This window comes from Mycobacterium sp. NGS59, from assembly GCF_059812345.1.
Genome location: NZ_JCALCN010000002.1, coordinates 165,904 through 182,919 on the forward strand (window position 1 = coordinate 165,904; position 17,016 = coordinate 182,919).

The 17,016-nt window shown below is 65.6% G+C and carries 16 protein-coding genes and 1 tRNA gene; 3 read left to right on the forward strand and 14 right to left on the reverse strand.

The genetic code is table 11. From position 1 onward, the window contains the following. Nucleotide 1: 1 nt before the first annotated feature. From AC5Y46_RS03305 to AC5Y46_RS03325, 5 genes are all read right to left on the reverse strand, one after another. A complete protein-coding gene (locus AC5Y46_RS03305) occupies nt 2-2,569 on the reverse strand; it encodes an ABC transporter permease (RefSeq protein ID WP_499943625.1) in 2,568 nt (855 codons plus the stop codon). Next, a complete protein-coding gene (locus tag AC5Y46_RS03310; RefSeq protein WP_499943624.1) occupies nt 2,563-3,303 on the reverse strand; it encodes an ABC transporter ATP-binding protein in 741 nt (246 codons plus the stop codon). The genes AC5Y46_RS03305 and AC5Y46_RS03310 overlap by 7 nt, the downstream gene beginning before the upstream one ends. Nucleotides 3,304-3,373: 70 nt before the next feature. After that, nucleotides 3,374-4,576: a Fic family protein gene (locus AC5Y46_RS03315; RefSeq protein WP_499943623.1), complete on the reverse strand. Its 1,203-nt coding sequence runs from the start codon at nt 4,574-4,576 to the stop codon at nt 3,374-3,376. A 142-nt stretch (nt 4,577-4,718) separates the two neighbouring features. Continuing rightward, a tRNA-Thr gene (locus AC5Y46_RS03320) sits at nt 4,719-4,790 on the reverse strand. 19 nt (nt 4,791-4,809) lie between these two features. Then, a complete protein-coding gene (locus AC5Y46_RS03325; protein ID WP_499943601.1) occupies nt 4,810-5,529 on the reverse strand; it encodes a hypothetical protein in 720 nt (239 codons plus the stop codon). A 136-nt stretch (nt 5,530-5,665) separates the two neighbouring features. Here AC5Y46_RS03325 and AC5Y46_RS03330 point away from each other — a divergent pair, with 136 nt between their 5' ends. Next, nucleotides 5,666-6,391: a response regulator transcription factor gene (locus tag AC5Y46_RS03330; protein ID WP_499943600.1), complete on the forward strand. Its 726-nt coding sequence runs from the start codon at nt 5,666-5,668 to the stop codon at nt 6,389-6,391. Between the two features lie 2 nt (nt 6,392-6,393). Continuing rightward, nucleotides 6,394-7,842: a sensor histidine kinase gene (locus AC5Y46_RS03335; RefSeq protein ID WP_499943599.1), complete on the forward strand. Its 1,449-nt coding sequence runs from the start codon at nt 6,394-6,396 to the stop codon at nt 7,840-7,842. 270 nt (nt 7,843-8,112) lie between these two features. On the opposite strand, the gene AC5Y46_RS03340 is transcribed toward AC5Y46_RS03335, so the two are convergent. Further along, complete coding sequence (locus tag AC5Y46_RS03340; protein ID WP_499943598.1) at nt 8,113-8,523, reverse strand: HIT family protein; 411 nt, start codon at nt 8,521-8,523, stop codon at nt 8,113-8,115. A 340-nt stretch (nt 8,524-8,863) separates the two neighbouring features. Here AC5Y46_RS03340 and AC5Y46_RS03345 point away from each other — a divergent pair, with 340 nt between their 5' ends. Next, entirely contained in the window at nt 8,864-10,309 is a 1,446-nt protein-coding gene (locus AC5Y46_RS03345) for a hypothetical protein (protein WP_499943597.1), read from the forward strand. Between the two features lie 96 nt (nt 10,310-10,405). Here AC5Y46_RS03345 and AC5Y46_RS03350 read toward each other — a convergent pair whose 3' ends face one another. The 8 genes from AC5Y46_RS03350 to AC5Y46_RS03385 form a co-directional block, all read right to left on the reverse strand. Next, entirely contained in the window at nt 10,406-10,822 is a 417-nt protein-coding gene (locus AC5Y46_RS03350) for a ketosteroid isomerase family protein (protein ID WP_499943596.1), read from the reverse strand. A gap of 7 nt (nt 10,823-10,829) precedes the next feature. Then, nucleotides 10,830-11,957, reverse strand: a complete 1,128-nt coding sequence (locus AC5Y46_RS03355) for an NDMA-dependent alcohol dehydrogenase (RefSeq protein WP_499943595.1) — start codon at nt 11,955-11,957, stop codon at nt 10,830-10,832. Between the two features lie 150 nt (nt 11,958-12,107). Further along, nucleotides 12,108-12,653: a nuclear transport factor 2-like protein gene (locus AC5Y46_RS03360; protein ID WP_499943594.1), complete on the reverse strand. Its 546-nt coding sequence runs from the start codon at nt 12,651-12,653 to the stop codon at nt 12,108-12,110. A gap of 2 nt (nt 12,654-12,655) precedes the next feature. Beyond that, nucleotides 12,656-12,862 carry a ferredoxin gene (locus AC5Y46_RS03365; RefSeq protein WP_499943593.1) on the reverse strand — a complete coding sequence of 69 codons (207 nt, stop codon included), beginning with the start codon at nt 12,860-12,862 and terminating at the stop codon, nt 12,656-12,658. Between the two features lie 5 nt (nt 12,863-12,867). Next, the gene (cyp51, locus tag AC5Y46_RS03370) at nt 12,868-14,226 is read right to left on the reverse strand and encodes a lanosterol 14-alpha demethylase (protein WP_499943592.1); all 1,359 of its coding nucleotides are present in this window, start codon (nt 14,224-14,226) and stop codon (nt 12,868-12,870) included. Further along, complete coding sequence (locus AC5Y46_RS03375; RefSeq protein ID WP_499943591.1) at nt 14,223-15,047, reverse strand: SDR family oxidoreductase; 825 nt, start codon at nt 15,045-15,047, stop codon at nt 14,223-14,225. The genes cyp51 and AC5Y46_RS03375 overlap by 4 nt, the downstream gene beginning before the upstream one ends. Before the next feature lie 10 nt (nt 15,048-15,057). Further along, the gene (locus AC5Y46_RS03380) at nt 15,058-16,275 is read right to left on the reverse strand and encodes a cytochrome P450 (RefSeq protein ID WP_499943590.1); all 1,218 of its coding nucleotides are present in this window, start codon (nt 16,273-16,275) and stop codon (nt 15,058-15,060) included. After that, entirely contained in the window at nt 16,272-16,898 is a 627-nt protein-coding gene (locus AC5Y46_RS03385) for a TetR/AcrR family transcriptional regulator (protein WP_499943589.1), read from the reverse strand. The genes AC5Y46_RS03380 and AC5Y46_RS03385 overlap by 4 nt, the downstream gene beginning before the upstream one ends. Between the last annotated feature and the right edge of the window lie 118 nt (nt 16,899-17,016).

Sequence of the window (17,016 nt, forward strand, 5' to 3'; positions counted from 1 at the left end):
CTCAGCTGGTACGCAGTATCCCAACGGTTTCCAGCCGCCGTGCATGAATCACCGGATATACCGCGGCGGCCAGGACAAGCAGGAACACGGCCACCACAGCCGTCCGCAGCGGCAATGGCACCACGCCCCAGTCGATCCTGGTGCCGTAGAACACCGGTGACCCCATCGACCACAGGTACGTCAGGCCCACGCCTCCGAGAACCGCGACACCCGACACGAGCAGTCCGAGGAGCCCGGCGTTGGCGATGATCACGGCCTGTTCCTGGCGACAGGTCATCCCGATCGCCCGCAAGGCGGACCGTTCACGTTTGCGTTGAATGAGTCCCAGCACAAACACATTCAGCAGGCTTATGCCGGCGGCAGTCATGACCAGGTACCCCCCGATGGTGAACGGCTTCAAGAATCGGGTGATCCCCTTGGCAGCCACCGACTGCCACTGTTGGTTGTCATACACCCACAGCCCGGCCTCCAGATTCAGGAAATCGTCGCGGTGGGCGGTTGCCTCCGCCGCGGACCGATAGGCCACCGCCACCTGGTCACGCGCGGCCGCCCAGTCACTGCGCGCCGAACTCTCAGAGGCCAAGACGATGTCGCCGACTGCGGCGTCGTTGACCATCCGTGCGTCAAAGATCCCAGCCACTCGGTATCGCTTCGACCCGGTGACGGTGGGCAGTTCGACGGTGCCCCCCGGCACCCCGCCGAGCCGGCTGGCAGCGATCTGGCTCAGTCCGATCTCACCGCGCTGCAAGGCATTCCAGAACTCGGCACCGGTTTGGGCCGGCTCGTACAACGCCTGGCTGTACCAATCACCCGGCGTCACGCCGACGACCAGACGCGACAGCGCCCCCGACGAGATCGTGGACCGCCAGCGCGAGGACACCGGACGCCCGCCGGTTGCGCTGGTCACCGAATCGAAGGTGGAATCGGCGATCCGGCCGTCCCGTTGATCCAGCACCGATTGGGCCGTAATCATCAGCGAGGCGGGAAGCCGGTCGTTCTTCTGCGCGGCCACCTGGCCGGCGCCCAGCACCTGCATGCTGTGTGAGCCGATGGCCAAGCTGGTGGCTTCGGCGAGTAGCGCGGCGGAGAACGCGAACAACAGTGCGTAACGCCGAAAGTCGGCATTCAGCAGACGTCCCACCGCGGGACGGGCGACCGTCAGCAACTCGATCAACAGTCCGGCGCCGCGCGGGGCCAGCCACAGCGTCACCAAGACGATCCCGAACAAGCCCACCGTCAACCCATCGATGCCGACGTTCAGCGGCAGCGACCCGCGCTCGAAGATTTTCATCAAAACGGTTGCGGCCGCCAGTAAGCCGGCCCCCACGATCAGCGGCCAGAACGGGATCTTCCTGGCGCGCTGCACTCCGCCGGCGCTGGCCATCGATGCCAATGGTCCGTCGCGGAACGACTTTGTCGCCGGTCCGATCATCGCGAGAATTCCGCAGAGGATCCCGGCGCCTGCCCCGGCCAGTATCAGACTCGGTGTGAAGTGCGCCGCAACGGTGCCGCCGGACCCGGCCAGCATCGACCGCCCGAACGTGTCCACCAGGTAGGTCCCGAATAGGAAACCGGTTGGTACACCTGACAATCCGCCGAGTAGCCCCACTGCAGTTCCTTCGCCGAGCAGCCCGCCGAACAGGCCGACGGGCCTGGCACCGATCGCGCCGATGGTGCCCAGCACCGCTCGGCGGTCCTCGATGGCCAGCAGGATGGTGTTGACGGCGATGAGGACGCCGACGATGATGCCGGCCAGCATCGTGAGATTCAAACTCTGTGCGCCGCTTTCGAATACGGCCGGCAGGTGCGGTCGGGGCGGCCCGGCCGTCGCGACGCCGGCGATCACGCGGTCCAGCTCGGCCGTTACGGCTGTCCCCGGTCGCGGCAGGACGAACGCCGCTGTCGCATAGCCGGGTGAGGACAGCAGGCTGGCGGCGATCTCGGCGGAAGGGGCGAACAACACGTAGCCGTCGTTGATGCCCTGGACGCGGTCGAATTCCGGAAAGGTCGATCCCAGGTGCGCCGCCCCCGGCGGCAGGCCCGGAATTCGCAATGGGTCACCGGGTTTCAGGCCGTGCCGCTGCGCGATGGCCGTGGGCATCTGCAGTGGGACGCCGGGACCGTCGGCGGGTTTGACGTCGTGGGCGCGCTGCTCGCAATTGAACGAGCCGATCAACAGCTCGACCTGGCAGGTCCCACCGAGCAGAAAGAATCCGTGGCTCCCGTCGGCGGTGTGCGGGAAGTCGACCGGCGTCAAGGCGGCGACCACGGGAACAACGGCCTGCGCCCCCGCAACTTCGGACTGCAGCCGGTTGACGGTGTCGGGCGGCAGGCGGCCGCTGACCTTCGGCGTGACCTCGATGACTCCAGTGTTCGCGGCGTGGGCCAGCGATGGGCCGTAGGAGTCGAAGGGCCGGGTCATCTCGGTCTTCAGTATCAAGACGCCGAGTACCACGGTCACTCCGAGCGCCACCCCGATCACGCTGAGCAGCGTCCGGCGCCAGTCGGCGACCAACGCGGTCAGGTGGATGCGGCGGAAGGACGTCCACCCGGCACGCAGCCTCACCATGACCGTTCCGCCGCCGGTGCGGGATCGGGTGCACACGCTCGCCCGTCGACGAGATGCACTTCGCGACTGCCGTAGCCTGCCGCGGCCCGATCGTGTGTCACCATCACCACCGCCGCGCCGTGCTCAGTCGACAGCGACCGCAAGAGATCCAGCACTTCGGCCGAGGAATGGCTGTCCAGGTTCCCGGTCGGCTCGTCGGCGAGGATGAGTGGCGGCCGGGCCACCAGCGCGCGCGCCACCGCCACCCGCTGCATCTGTCCGCCCGAGAGCTCGGCGGGCCGGTGCTGGGCCCGATCGGCCAGCCCGACCCGTTCCAGCAGTTCTTCAGCGCGTGCGTCGGCAGCGCGGGCCGGTACCCCGTCCAGGACCAGCGGCAACGACACGTTCTGCACGGCGGTCAGCATGGGCACCAGGTTGAAGAACTGGAATACGAAGCCCAGGTTGCGGCGCCGGAACGCCGCGCGTGCGCCCTTGCTCATCGACCCCAAGTCCTGGCCGGACACCGTCACGTCGCCGCTGTCCGGTGCGTCGAGCCCGCCGGCGATGTGCAGCAGGGTGGACTTGCCGGCCCCCGACGGCCCGGTGACGACGACGAACTCGCCGGCTTCCAACGTGAAGTCGAAGTCGACGAGCACCTGCACCTGCTCGCCGCCTCGGGAGTAGGTCTTGCTCACCCGCTTGAGCTGCAGCACCGAGTTCGTGCCGCGGCAATCCAGAATGCGTTCCGGAAACATCAGGCCTCCCCGTTTGGGTCGTGACCGATGGATCGTCACGCGCGCGACGGGCGACGGACTGAGTAGGGGGCTACCTCATTCCGACTTGTGGATTGGGGGACGTAATCGCGCGATAGATTTCCGGCGCTACGTAGTACCGGCCGTAGGTGCCAACCGGGCCGACCAGAATCCCCAGCGATGTCAGGCGCTTGACGGCAACGTCGATCCCCTGCGGCGTCCGGTGGAACCGGCGGGCCAACGCCGGCACGCGCACAATCGGTGATTCGACAAGTGCCTCGACGATGTCCCGGGCGACGCCGCCCCGATAGTTGCTGTTCTGGAGACGTTGCACATAGTCGCGTTGAGCCTCGAGCATACGGTTGATTCTGTTCGCGGTATCAACTGCCGACGCCTCTACACCTGAGCTGAAAAACGTTATCCACGAGTCCCATTCACCGGTCGCGGACATCCTCACCAGTTCGTCCTGGTAGTCCTCTCGGCGAGCCTCGAACCACGGCGACACACTCAACAGCGGCTCTTGAAGAAGCCTATCGACCATGAGTTGCAGCGCTATGAGCAGACGACCTAGACGACCGTTGCCGTCGTTGAACGGGTGCAGCGTCTCGAATTGGTAGTGCGTCATCGCGGCAGCTATCAGGGGATCTCGGTCGCGGCCGCCATTGTTGATCCACTCGACAAGATCCCGAAGGGCGGCGTCGAGTTCGGCACCGGGGGGCATGGGGACGAATCTCGAGGACTCGATCGTTCCGTCGGGGCTGCCGATAGCAACTTGACATTGTCGGATACGGCCCGCATCCGGAGTCTCCGACTGCGTACCGCTTACGAGCTCACGGTGCGCCCACTGGATCAAACTCGTTGTAATCGAGCGGTGTTCGCCGACATAGTCGAAAGCCGCATCTGCCGCACTCACGTAATTGAGCACTTCGTTGAGCGCGGCGTCGTGCTCTTCCCGGTTCGCAGAATCGGCCCCCAGCACTTGGTCGATCGGGGCGAAGGTCCCTTCCAAAGCGGACGTGCTCTGCGCTTCGCGACTGAGCATCGGGCGGCGAAGCACACGAGGGTTCGGGACCTGACGCGATGCCTGGTCGAGGTGCGCCAAAGCCCGACTCGCTCGCGTGACAACACGCCAGGTAGCTCCCTGCAGGTCCGGCTCATTGCCGAGGGGATGAGCAACGAATGCTGCGTGCGAGTACGACTCACCGTTGCGGCCATCAGTTCCCGCGATGGCTCTGAGGTCTCCGACCGGACTATTGGCGAAGCGGTCTAGCTGCACAAACCAAGTGTATGGGACTGTGAGTTGGTATTACAGCGGCAGAACTCAAGCCAGGTTGTCATCTGGTCTGAGATACCAGATCAGCAGGCGCCATAGGCCGTAGCTCAGGGGTTGGGCATCTCTCCTGCCGAATGCAGTTCAGAGCCCCCTGTCAGGATTGAACTGACGACCGCTCGCTTACAAGGCGAGTGCTCTACCACTGAGCTAAGGAGGCCGGCAAAGCCGGTGCCAGCCTAGTCGGGGTTGACGATGCGTTGCGAGCGCACCGACCGCGACGACGAGCGGGGCCGCCGGCCCGGCAGCGGGATGCGGTCGGCGATGGTGCTCAGCGGGTTGACCACCATGGTCAGCGAGATGACGGCTTCCTGCAGGGTCGCGATCGCCGGTTCCAGTGCCTCCATCCCGGGCGCCAGTCGGGCCAGGGTGTCGGCCACGTCGGCCAGTTGCTCGAGCGGACCGTTCTTGGCCGTCAGCTTGTCGACCAGCCCGCCTTCGGAGAGCAACTTGTCGGCCAACCCGTCCTCGGCCAGAACCCGCTCGATCAGGCCGTCATTGGCCAGCAACTGGTCGGCCAGGCCGCCCGGTTGCAGGGCGCGTTGCAACCCACCGCCCTCGGCGGTCAGCCGGTCGATCAGGCCTCCCTCCGACGTCAGCAGGTCGACCACCCCGCCGGGGCGCAGCATTCGGTCCATCGGCCCGTTGGGTGCCACCGCGCGTCCCAGCGGCATGTCGTCGTCAAGCAATCGGGCCAGCCGGTTGGCGCGCGCCAGGGCGTCGTCGATGCCCAGCATGTTGGCCATGGCGTTGGATCCCCGCGGCCCGGTGGTGTCACCGAGTACCTGCTTGGCGAGACCAACCGCGGCCCCGGCCAGGTTCAGGCTCGCCTCGGCGGCGGCCAGGCCGGTTCGGGCCGGCGCAGTCGCCAGCGCCATGACGGATTTGGCGAGATTCATTCTGCTGAGTCTATTCGCGACGCGCCCGAGAAATCCCGTGCGGGTCTGAGTCAATTTCCTCGATCCTGGCAGACTACTAGCGGTCGACATTGAGCCGCGAAGCAAACGCACGAGTTAGGGCGGGGAGACTGACGCCATGACACTGGGCAACCCGAACGAGATGACCCAACCGGAAGCTCGGATCCTCGTCGTCGACGACGAGGCCAACATCGTCGAATTGCTCTCGGTGAGTCTGAAATTCCAGGGATTCGAGGTTTTCACCGCGAGCAACGGGACCCAAGCGCTGGATCGTGCCCGCGAAGCCAAGCCGGACGCGCTGATCCTCGACGTGATGATGCCGGGCATGGACGGCTTCGGTCTGTTGCGGCGACTGCGCGACGACGGCGTCGATGCACCCGCCTTGTTCTTGACGGCGCGAGACTCGTTGCAGGACAAGATCGCCGGGCTCACACTCGGCGGCGACGACTACGTGACCAAGCCGTTCAGCCTGGAAGAGGTCGTTGCCCGGCTGCGGGTGATCCTGCGGCGCGCCGGCAAGGGCCGCGCCAATGAGCCACGCAAAACCCGGCTTTCGTTCGCCGACATCGAACTCGACGAGGAGACCCACGAAGTGTGGAAGGCCGGCGAGCCGGTTTCGTTGTCTCCCACCGAATTCACGCTACTGCGTTACTTCGTGATCAACGCCGGCACGGTGCTGAGCAAACCGAAGATCCTGGATCACGTGTGGCGCTACGACTTTGGCGGCGACGTCAACGTCGTCGAGTCCTACGTGTCCTATCTGCGCCGCAAGGTCGACACCGGCGAGAAGCGACTGCTGCACACCCTGCGGGGCGTCGGCTACGTGTTGCGGGAGCCGCGCTGAGCGTGGCCGGCACCGAAACCGTAAGACGGTATCGACGCGCGGTGCCGTTGCGGGTAGGCCTGGTTGCGGCGACCTTGGTGCTGGTGTCGTGCGGTCTGCTGGCATCTGGTGTGGCCGTCACGTCGATCCTGCGGCACAGCCTGATCAGCCGGATCGATTCGACGTTGCTCGATGCCACCCGCACGTGGGCGCAGGCGCCGTGGAAACACACCCGGCCCAATGGGGAAAGCCCCGACCCGGCCCGCCCGCCGTCGAAGTTCTACGTCCGTGCGATCGGACCCGACGGGCAGCGCATGACGGCCATCAACGACCGCAATGCCGAACCGGCGTTGCCGCCCGACAACGACGTCGGACCCAATCCGACGACGTTGCCGTCGGTCGACGACTCCGACATCGAGTGGCGCGCGGTCTCGGTGCGCGGCCCGCAGGGGGGCCTGACCACCGTGGCCATCGACCTGTCCGACGTCGACCACACGGTCCGCGCGCTGGTCCTACTGCAGGCCGGCATCGGCGCCGCGGTGCTGGTGGTGGTCGGGATCGCCGGCTTCGCGGTGGTGCACCGGAGCCTGCGACCGTTGACCGAAGTCGAGCAGACCGCGGCCTCGATCGCGGCGGGTCAACTGGATCGTCGCGTCACCGAGCGCGACCCCCGCACCGAAGTTGGCCGACTGTCGTTGGCGCTCAACGGAATGCTCGCCCAGATTCAGCAGGCTGTGGCGGCTTCCGAGACGTCGGCTGAAGCCGCGCGCGGTTCCGAGGAGCGGATGCGACGGTTCATCACCGACGCCAGCCACGAGTTACGTACCCCGTTGACCACGATCCGCGGGTTCGCAGAACTCTACCGGCAGGGTGCCGCCAGCGACGTGTCGATGTTGCTCGCGCGGATCGAAAGCGAAGCCGGCCGGATGGGATTGCTGGTCGAGGACCTGCTGATGCTGGCCCGCCTGGATGTGCAACGTCCGCTGGAAAAGGGTCCGGTGGACCTGTTGGCGCTGGCCATCGACGCCGTGCACGACGGGCGCGCCATCGATCCCGAGCGCAGCATCACCATGGAGGTGCTCGACGGTCCCGGCACCCCGGAGGTGCTCGGTGACGAACCCCGGTTGCGCCAGGTGCTGAGCAATCTGGTGGCCAACGCGATCCAGCACACGCCCGAGACCGCTCATATCACCGTGCGGGTGGGCACCGTCGGCGACGACGCCGTGCTCGAGGTCGCCGACACCGGGCCCGGCATGAGCCAGGAGGATGCGCAGCGCGTCTTCGAGCGGTTCTATCGCACCGACTCGTCGCGGGCCCGCGCGACCGGCGGCAGCGGGCTGGGGCTGTCGATCGTCGACTCGCTGGTACGGGCGCACGACGGCGCCGTCACGGTCACCACCGCACCCGGCGAGGGATGCTGCTTCCGGGTCACCCTGCCCCGAGTCGACGACGTGCGCGCCTCGGTGGGGTGAGATCGCCGCTCGCCGTGAGTTGTCGGTGGGCGCTGCGATGATGACGTCATGTCCGCAACGGCTGAGCCGTTGAACGAGGTCAAGCGCATTGATGTGCTGTTTGAGGAGTTCGCGGAGTTGGCTGGTCAGCGCAATGCCATTGATGTCCCACCCTGTCCCGGGCCTACCGGCGAACGCGCCGACTGGTGGTGGTACACACCCTACGACCCGACGAGAAACTAACGCCGACAACAACATCGGCGACTTTCGGTCAAACGCGCCTGTGGTCGGCTAGGAGCCCTGCAGTTGGGCCAGCGCCGCCTTGATCTTCGCTTGCGCTTCGTCGAGCGACTGTTCCGACGGGTTGCGATCGACATTGGCGAAACCGAAGTCACCCAAGCTGCGAGTCGGGAACACGTGGACGTGCAGGTGCGGTACTTCCAGACCGGCGATGATCACCCCTGCACGCTCCGCCGAGAACGCCTTGGTCACCGCCTTGCCGATCAGCTGGCACACCTCCATGACCCGCGCGAAAGCGGCGCCGTCCACGCTCTGCCACTGATCTATTTCTTCCCGCGGCACCACCAGCGTGTGCCCTTGGGTCATGGGTTCGATCGTCAGGAACGCGACGACGTCGTCGTCTTCATAGACGAAGCGGCCGGGTAGTTCACGGTTGATGATCTTGGTGAAGATCGATGCCATTGCCTCAGCATAGGTGCGCTGTCGACGCGCCATCCGTGGGCATCCGGAATCTTGAGGAACTAGGGGGCCCGGAGCGCGCGTCAACCGGTGGCACGCGCCGCCAACTTCGGCAGCGTGTACGCGACAACGACGACGGGAAGCTTGGCCGTCGCTTCGCGAACCGTTGATATAGAGCAGGATTCGTGTGACTGGCTTACGAAACCAGGGGAAGGATGTCCGGGCGGCCGGCGTGGACGTACCCGACGCCGGCTGACGTGACGCCGAATCGTTAACGCTCCGTTGCGGTGTCGTACTCAACGGTCGCCACACTGCCAGGTGACCCAAACCGCGGGAGGGCACCTTGGCGCGATGGCCGAAGGAACTGTTGGCAATTGCGCTGGCAGTGCTGACCGCATGGGCTGTCTCCCTGCTTCCGGCCATCACCCCCGCCCGCGCCGCCGACGCATTCGGGCCGCTGGCGCCGCCTAATCCGTACATGGCACCCAACGGTCTTGCGTCCATGCACAACGACGCGGGATCTGCGGACGCCGGGCCGCTACCAGGACCCGGTGCCCGCCTGGTCCCGATCTTGGCGTTCCCGCTGCTGGCGGCCTGCCCGACCATCACGCAGGGCACCGACGGCCTGGTGCTGGCACTGTGCACCACGATCACCCAGCAGGCTCCGGTGCTGCACCTGATCGACCCCGGAGGCGTTCTGCCGCAAGTGATTCCGCTGGCCAGCATGGACATCGCCAAAGGCGGACTGCTCGGCGGTGTCTATGCGTACCTGGACAACAACAACCAGATGGTGCTGATCGACGGCACCAACCATCTCCTTCGCGTCGCGCACAGCAGGGACGAACGGGGCGCTTGGCACCTGGTCGTCACCGAGTCCACCGACCTGTCCGGCGCGATACCGTCCGGCGACAGCTCGGTCGGTGTCGTCCCCGACTATTTGGGCAACGTCTGGTTCGCCACCGGCAACGGCGTGGTGGGTGTCGCGAAGGTCGGCGGCGGCGTTGCCAGCCTGCAGCTGCCCGCCGGACAGCAAGTGGCGAACAGTATTTCGGCCTCGCCACAAAACCGGGTTGCGGTGGCCACCACGCACGCCCTCTACGAGATCAACCTCAACGGTGGCGGCAACCCCCAGGTCCTGTGGAGCCAGAACTACGACCGCGGGCCGGCACGCAAACCCGGACAACTGAGTTGGGGAACCGGTTCCACTCCAACCTATTTCGGTCCCACCGGCGCCGATTACCTGACCATCGTCGACAATGCCGAACCGCAGGTGCATGCGCTGGTCTACCAATCCGGCACCGGAAACCTGGTTTGTCAGCAGACGGTGCTGACACAGGGCGGGCCGGGTAGCGAGAATTCACCCATCGGTGTCGGCAATTCGATGTTCATCGCCAGCACCTACGGCTACCCCTATCCGGCGGTGCCGCCGAACGCCGGTCCGGCGGTTCCCCCGACGGCGCCGTTCGTCGGAGGCATGACCAGAGTCGACATGAACAACCCGGGTCCGGGTTGTCATACGGTGTGGGAGAGCAAAGTTCGCAGCGCCGCGTTGCCGCATCTGTCCACCGGAGACGGCCTGATCTACACGATTACGCGTATCGGGCTGGACCAGACGACACCGGCGGACCTGTTCGCCTACGCCGTCATCGACCCCAACACCGGCAGCCTGGTGTACCAGCAACCCAAGTCGGCCACCTTGCTCAGCGATCCGATTCAAACCTCGTCGATGGTGCTGATGGGCAACAAGATCATGCAGGGCAACATCACCGGCATCGGCCGCATCGGCTAGTCCCACGGCCGAGCAGACGCAAAAGCCCCCAAAAACCTGCGGTTTTGGGGGCTTTTGCGTCTGCTCGCGCAAGGGACGGGCGCAAGGGGCGGGGCGCTACTCCTGGCCGAACTTCATCATGTCCAGGTTCCAGTACCCGCGCATGTTGGCGATCAGTCCCTCGTCGTTGACGTGGTAGGTGAACACCCCGCGCACCGAACTGGTGACGCCGCCCTCGAACTTGCTGTCCAGTACCAAGATATGGGCGATCTCGTCAGGTGAGCTGGACGGGAACGTCTCCTCGCAGGTGATGGTCAGGTTGTTGGCCGCGATGTTGGTGTCGTAGAAGACACCGACAGCCTCCTTGCCCCGCACCCCGTTGCCGTCGGGGTTGGTCACGGACTTGCCGATCGGGTCCTCGATGACGACGTCGTCGGCCATCAGCGCCAGCCAGCCTTCGCGGTCGTGTGCTTGCACACAGCGCCATGACGACTGTGACGCTGCCAGCGCCGGGGATGGCGCGGTCTGAGTCATCGCGGGCCTACCGGTCGGCGTCGGTGTAGCGGATTACGCCACGAATGTTCTTGCCCTCCAACATGTCCTGGTAGCCCTCGTTGATCTGCTCCAGGCGGTACTGGGTGGTGACCATGTCGTCCAGGTTCAGCTTGCCGGCCTTGTACATCGCCAGCAGCTGGGGGATGTCGTACTGCGGGTTGCCGCCGCCGAAGATGGTGCCCTGCAGGTTCTTCTGCATCAGGGTCAGCATCGCCAGGTTGAGCGTCACGTTGGTGTCGAGCAGGCTGCCGATGGCGGTGGCCACGCAGGTCCCACCCTTGGCAGTGATATTGAGGTAGTTGTCGATGTCGGCGCCGTGCAGCTCGCCGACCGTCACGATCACCTTGTGCGCCATCAGGCCGTAGGTGACCTCGGCGATGCCCATCAGCGCGGCGTTGATGTCGGGGTAGACGTGGGTGGCGCCGAACTTCAGTGCCTGGTCACGCTTCCACTCCACCGGGTCGATCGCGAAGATGTAGCGGGCCCCCGCGGCCACCGCGCCCTGCAGCGCTGCCATGCCGACCCCGCCCACACCCACGATCGCGGCGTCCTGGCCCGGCCGGATGTCGGCGGTGCGGACTGCCGACCCGTAGCCGGTGGTGACGCCGCAACCGACCAGCGCGGCCACCTCGAACGGCACCGACGGGTCGATCTTCACCACCGAGCTGCGGTGCACGACCATGTACGGCGAGAACGTCCCCAGCAACGTCATCGGGAAGACGTTCTGTCCGCGAGCCTGGATGCGGAAGGTGCCGTCGGAAACCGCCGCGCCGCCGAGCAGCCCGGCGCCCAGGTCGCACAGGTTGCGCATGCCGGCCTGGCAGGTCGGACACTGTCCGCAGGACGGGATGAACGAGAGCACCACGTGGTCACCCGGCGCAAGGTCCTCGACTCCGGGGCCGACTTCGGTGACGATCCCGGCCCCTTCGTGCCCGCCCAGCACCGGGAATCCGGCCATCGGGATGCCGCCGGTCACCAGGTGATGGTCGGAATGGCACATCCCGGCCGCTTCCATCTGGATCTTGACTTCGTCCTTGACGGGGTCGCCGATCTCGATTTCCTCGATGGACCAGGGCTGGTTGAACTCCCAGATCAGTGCGCCTTTTGTCTTCACGATGGATTCGACCCCATTTCGCCGTTGAATTGAGAGTGCCCGGCACCTATCTTGCCTGGCACGGTGGTGACGAGTGCCACAGGGCACTTCTGACCGCCAGCATAGCCCCCATAACAAATCAAATGCTTGGTTGGGTGCCCAGCACGGAGCTCACCAGATCGGGACGGGTGCCTGACCCAGCGGGTAGTACCCGGGCAGCTTCTCACCGGCCAGGCTGCGCTCGATGCGCTTCTGCATGCCCGGGGACAACTTGCCGGCTTTCATCAAATCCAGGTACAGCGCCTGCACATGGCCGAAGTCGAAGAAGTCGCGCTGCCATTCGATCTTGGCGTCGGCGTTGAGCCGGAACCAGCTGCCGCCGATGCCGTAGATCTCGGACTGGCCGCCGTCGGAGTCGAGGGCGACCTGTTTCCAGAAGCCGACGATTTCGCCCTGCTTGTCGTCGATCAGCACCTTCTGGTACGGGTACTGCCAGTTCTCCAGGCCTTCCATCTCCAGCCCGAGTGCGATGTCGCGGATCTCGTCGATGCCAACGCACATCACGTCCTCTTTGGGCCCGATGTTCCAGCCGTAGGTGGCGTCCTCGGCGTAGAAGTCGGCCAAGCCCTTCCAGTCGCCTTCACGCTCGGCCACCCGGTTGGCTTCCAGCCACCGCTCAACCCAGTCGTCCAATAACTCTCGGGGGTGCGACGCCATTGTCAACCTTTCTCTTTGATGAATATCGCTTGGGTAGGGCACATTTCGACGGCACGCTCGACTTCGTCGCGGGCGTCGTCGGACGGTTCGGCGTCGAGGATCTCGACCTTGCCGCGTTTGGGCACCCGGAAGTAGTCGGGCGCCTCCAGTTCGCACATGGCATGGCCCTGGCACAGATCCAGATCGACTTCGATCCTGAACGAGCCCATGCGCGTCAGCCCCGCGTGCGCTTGCGGTAGCGGACCTTGGCCGGCCGGGCCAGCTGAACCACCATCTTGGAATGGTCGTTGCGGTAGCTGTCGGCGGGCTGAGCCATCTCGAAGTCGTACTCGCGCAACAGAACCGAGAAGATCGCCTTGATCTGCATCTGGGCGAACGCGGCGCCGACGCAGCGGTGCCGGCCGGCGCCGAACGGAATCCAGGTCCACCGGTTGGCCATGTCGGCCTGCTCGGGTTTGTTGTAGCGCTCCGGCCGGAAAGCATCGGGGTCCGGGAAGTCTTCGGGAATCCGATTGCTGATCGCAGGTGACGCAGCCACGAAGTCGCCCTTGTGGATAGGGAAGCCCTGTACCTCGAACTCGCCCTGGGCGACCCGCATCAGGATGATCAGCGGCGGGTGCAGCCGCAGTGTCTCCTTGACGACGTTGTCCAGCTTCGGGATCGAGCGCAGCGCATGGAAACTGACTTCTTGGCCGTCGGCGTAGAGCTCGTCGAGCTCGGCTTGCACCTCCGCGTAGGCGTCAGCGTGCCGGATCAGTTCGATCAGTGTCCACGCCGACGTCCCGGAACTGGTGTGGTGCCCGGCGAACATCAACGAGATGAACATGCCGGTGACTTCGTCGGCGGAGAACCGCGGGTTACCCTCCTCGTCCTTGATGGACACCAGCACGTCGAGCATGTCGCGGTCGCTCTTGTCCTTGGGCGGGTTGGCCAGCCGGTTGTCCATGATCTCCTGAACCAGCGCAACGAGTTTCACGCGCGACTCGTCGCGCAGCCGGAAACTCTCGATGTCCAGGTAGGGGTCGACGTAACACAACGGGTCGGTGCCACGCTCGAGGTCGTGGTAATACTGCGCGAATCGGTGGTCGAGCTGGTTGCGGAACTTCTCGCCGATCAGGCACGCCGTGGAGGTGTAGATGGTCAATTCGGCGAAGAAATCGAGCAATTCGATCTCACCCTCGTCACCCCAGTCAGCGATCATCCCGTTGACCTGGCGCTCGATGGTGGCGGCGTGGCCCTTCATCTGCTCACCGCGCAGCGCGGAGTTGTGCAGCATCTCCTTGCGCCGCTCCGGGCTGGCGTCGAACACCACACCCTTGCCGAAGATCGGCGTCATGAACGGGTAGGCCTCGGCTTGGTCCAAATCCTCGTCGGCAGAACGGAAGAAGAACTCGTTGGCCTCCGCCCCGGACAGGAAGATGACGTGTTTGTCGACCAGCTGGAACCAGCCGACGTCGCCGCACTCCTCGCGGATGCGCTTCATCAGGCCGATCGGATCGGTCCGGAACTCCTCGAGATGGCCGTGCTCTTCTTCACCGCCGGAAACCCGGGGCACCACTGCGGTTGAGGTCATTTCGGCATCCCTTCTTCGCCGAGCGCGAGCTTCTGGCGTTCTGTGGTGGCGGCCAACGGAGCTTCGGGCTGGAGCTCCATGTTCGCGACGAAGCCGCCGCGGGGTGTCTCGGCGACGAATGTGATGGCGCGCGCCAGGTCGGAGGCACGCAGGAAGTAGTCATGCCGGGCCTGGCCCCACTTGGCCCAATCCTCTAGCGCGGGACCGATTTTCTCGGCGGGCAGGCTCCAGCCCATCGACGTCTTCGTCGGGCCGGGGTGCACGATCGAGGCCCGCACCCCGGTGCCTTCGAGTTCCATCTGGAAGTTGGTGACCATCGCGACCAGCGCCGCCTTGGCGGCGCCGTAGGCACCCATATGCGGTCGCTGGCGCAGCGCGACGTCGGAGCCGACGAAGATCAGATCGCCGCGTTGCCGGTCGAGCATGCCGGGTAACACGGCGGCGGCCAATCGGTTTGCGCCGACCAGATGGATCTGCAGCTGAGACTCGAACTCGTCGGTGGTGATCTCGGCGAGCTTGCCGAAATAGGTGTCGCCGGCACCGGCTACCAGCACCTCGATGTCGCCGAGGGCGTCGACAGACTGTGCGACAAAGGATTTCACCGAGTTCGGGTCGGTGACGTCCAGGTGGAATCCGACCGCATCACCGCCGTCGGCGTTGATCTTGCCGACGATGTCGTCGAGCTTCTCGACGCGACGCGCCCCCAGAGCGACGGGAAAGCCATGCGCGGCCAATTCGATGGCGGTGGCTTCTCCGATGCCGGAGGAGGCCCCGGCCACGATGGCCGGCCGGCGTTCGGGTAGCGGAGCGAAGCGGGGCATCTGAGGTCCTTCAGTGAGTTTGAAGAGTCATCGGTAGGTGGGCGAACCCGCGGACATTGCTGGAGTGGACGCGGACGGCGTTGGCTTCGTCCACTTCGTACCCGCGGATTCGCTTGAACAGCTCGGTGAGTGCCACCCGGGCTTCCATCCGGGCCAGGTGCGCGCCCAGGCAGAAGTGGGCACCGCTGCCGAAACTCAGTAGCTTGGAGCCGATCTCGCGACCGATCAGGTAGTCGTCGGGGTTGTCGAACACCCGCTCGTCGCGGTGCGCCGAGCCGGGCAGCAACAGCAGCACATCGTTCTCCGGGACGGTGGTGCCGTAGAGCTCCAGCGGTCCGGAGACCACGCGCGCCAGGATCTGGCTGGAGGTGTCGTAGCGCAGGGTTTCCTCGACCCACAACGGGATGCGGGACAGATCGGCATACACCGGGGTCAGCTGGTCTGGGCATTTGTGCCCCCAGAATGCCGCGTTGGCAAGGAGTTTGGTGGTGGTCTCGTTGCCGGCGATCACCATCAGGAACATGAAGCCGAGGACTTCCTCGTCGGTGAGCCGGTCACCGTCGATCTCGGCTTCCAGCAGCGCCGAGGTGAGATCGTCGGTCAGCTTCTTGCGACGCTCGGCGATCATCTCCTGGTAGTAGACGATCAGGTTGATCGAGGCCTCGATCGCAGACGCCGGAACGTCGTTGACGCCGTCCTCGCGGTGCATGACGCCGTCTGCCATGGCCCGGATGCGGTCCCGGTCGGGCTCCGGCACCCCCATCAGCTCCGAGATCACGTCCATCGGCAGCTTGCCCGCGAACTCGGCGACGTAGTCGACGGTGCCGGACCCGGCCTTCTCCAGCATGACGTCGAGGTGCTGCACGGCCAGCTCGGTGACGCGGGGCTCGAGTTCGCGAATCCGGCGCGGGGTGAAGCCTTTTGACACCAAGGTCCGCAGCCGCAGGTGCGCGGGGTCGTCCATGGCCAGGAAGGACATCGTCTTGGACGCGTGCGGCCCGCGGGAGATGGGATCCAGCGCGACGCCGTCGCGATTGGACAGCGTGGTGCTGTTGCGGAAACCCTGGTGCACGTCGCTGTGCCGCGACAGGGCCCAGAAGCCGAGTTCTTCGTTGTGGTAGAGCGGCGCGTGGTCGCGCAACCGCTGGTAATACGGGTACGGGTCCTCGTGGAAGTCGTAATCGTAAGGATCCAGCACCAACTCGGAATCACCGACCTGGGTTGTCATGTTGCACCGCCTTTTTCGGCTCCGGCGAGAATGAGGTTCACGACGCCGGCCAGTCGGTCGGCGATCTCGTGGTAGGTGAATTCGCCGCTGCCGGCCTGCACCAGCGCGCCGAAGAACGCCATCTGCAGCGCGGCCACGGTTCCGGCTTCGGCGCCCGGCCCGATGGCCGACGCGATACGGCGGTGGATCTCCGCGCCGATCCGGTCGCGGGCTGCGCGTACCGCGGGATCGGTGCCGCCGCTGAGCAAGGCGGCCGTGCACGCGGCTCCGACCTCGGGTTCGTCGGCGACCACCAGCGCCAGATGGCGCAGCGCCTGATCCACCCGCGCGCGCATCGGGTCGTTGACGTCGGTGAAGTAGGGGACCTTGCGCACCAGATCCAGGTAAACCTCGGCGATCAGGTGGTTTTTCGACGAGAAGTAGGTGTAGGCGGTGGCCGGCGCCACCTTGGCCCGGGCGGCCACCATACGCACCGTCAGGTCGGCGTAGGAGTTCTCCCGCATCGTGGCCATGCCGGCGGCCAGCACCTTGCGGAACGTCTCTTCCTGACGGCGGTTCCGCGGCATTCTCCCGGCCGGGTGCTGGGCCTGGGCTGCGTCCGAAACCAGTGCATCGCTGGACACATGTCCAAACTAGAGGATGATCGCGACCCTAAGCAAGCCCCGTGGCCAAACCCGCATGTCAGGCCGACGTGTTCGAGTACTGCGAGCTGACCTGCGGGATCGGGTCTTGCACCGCCGC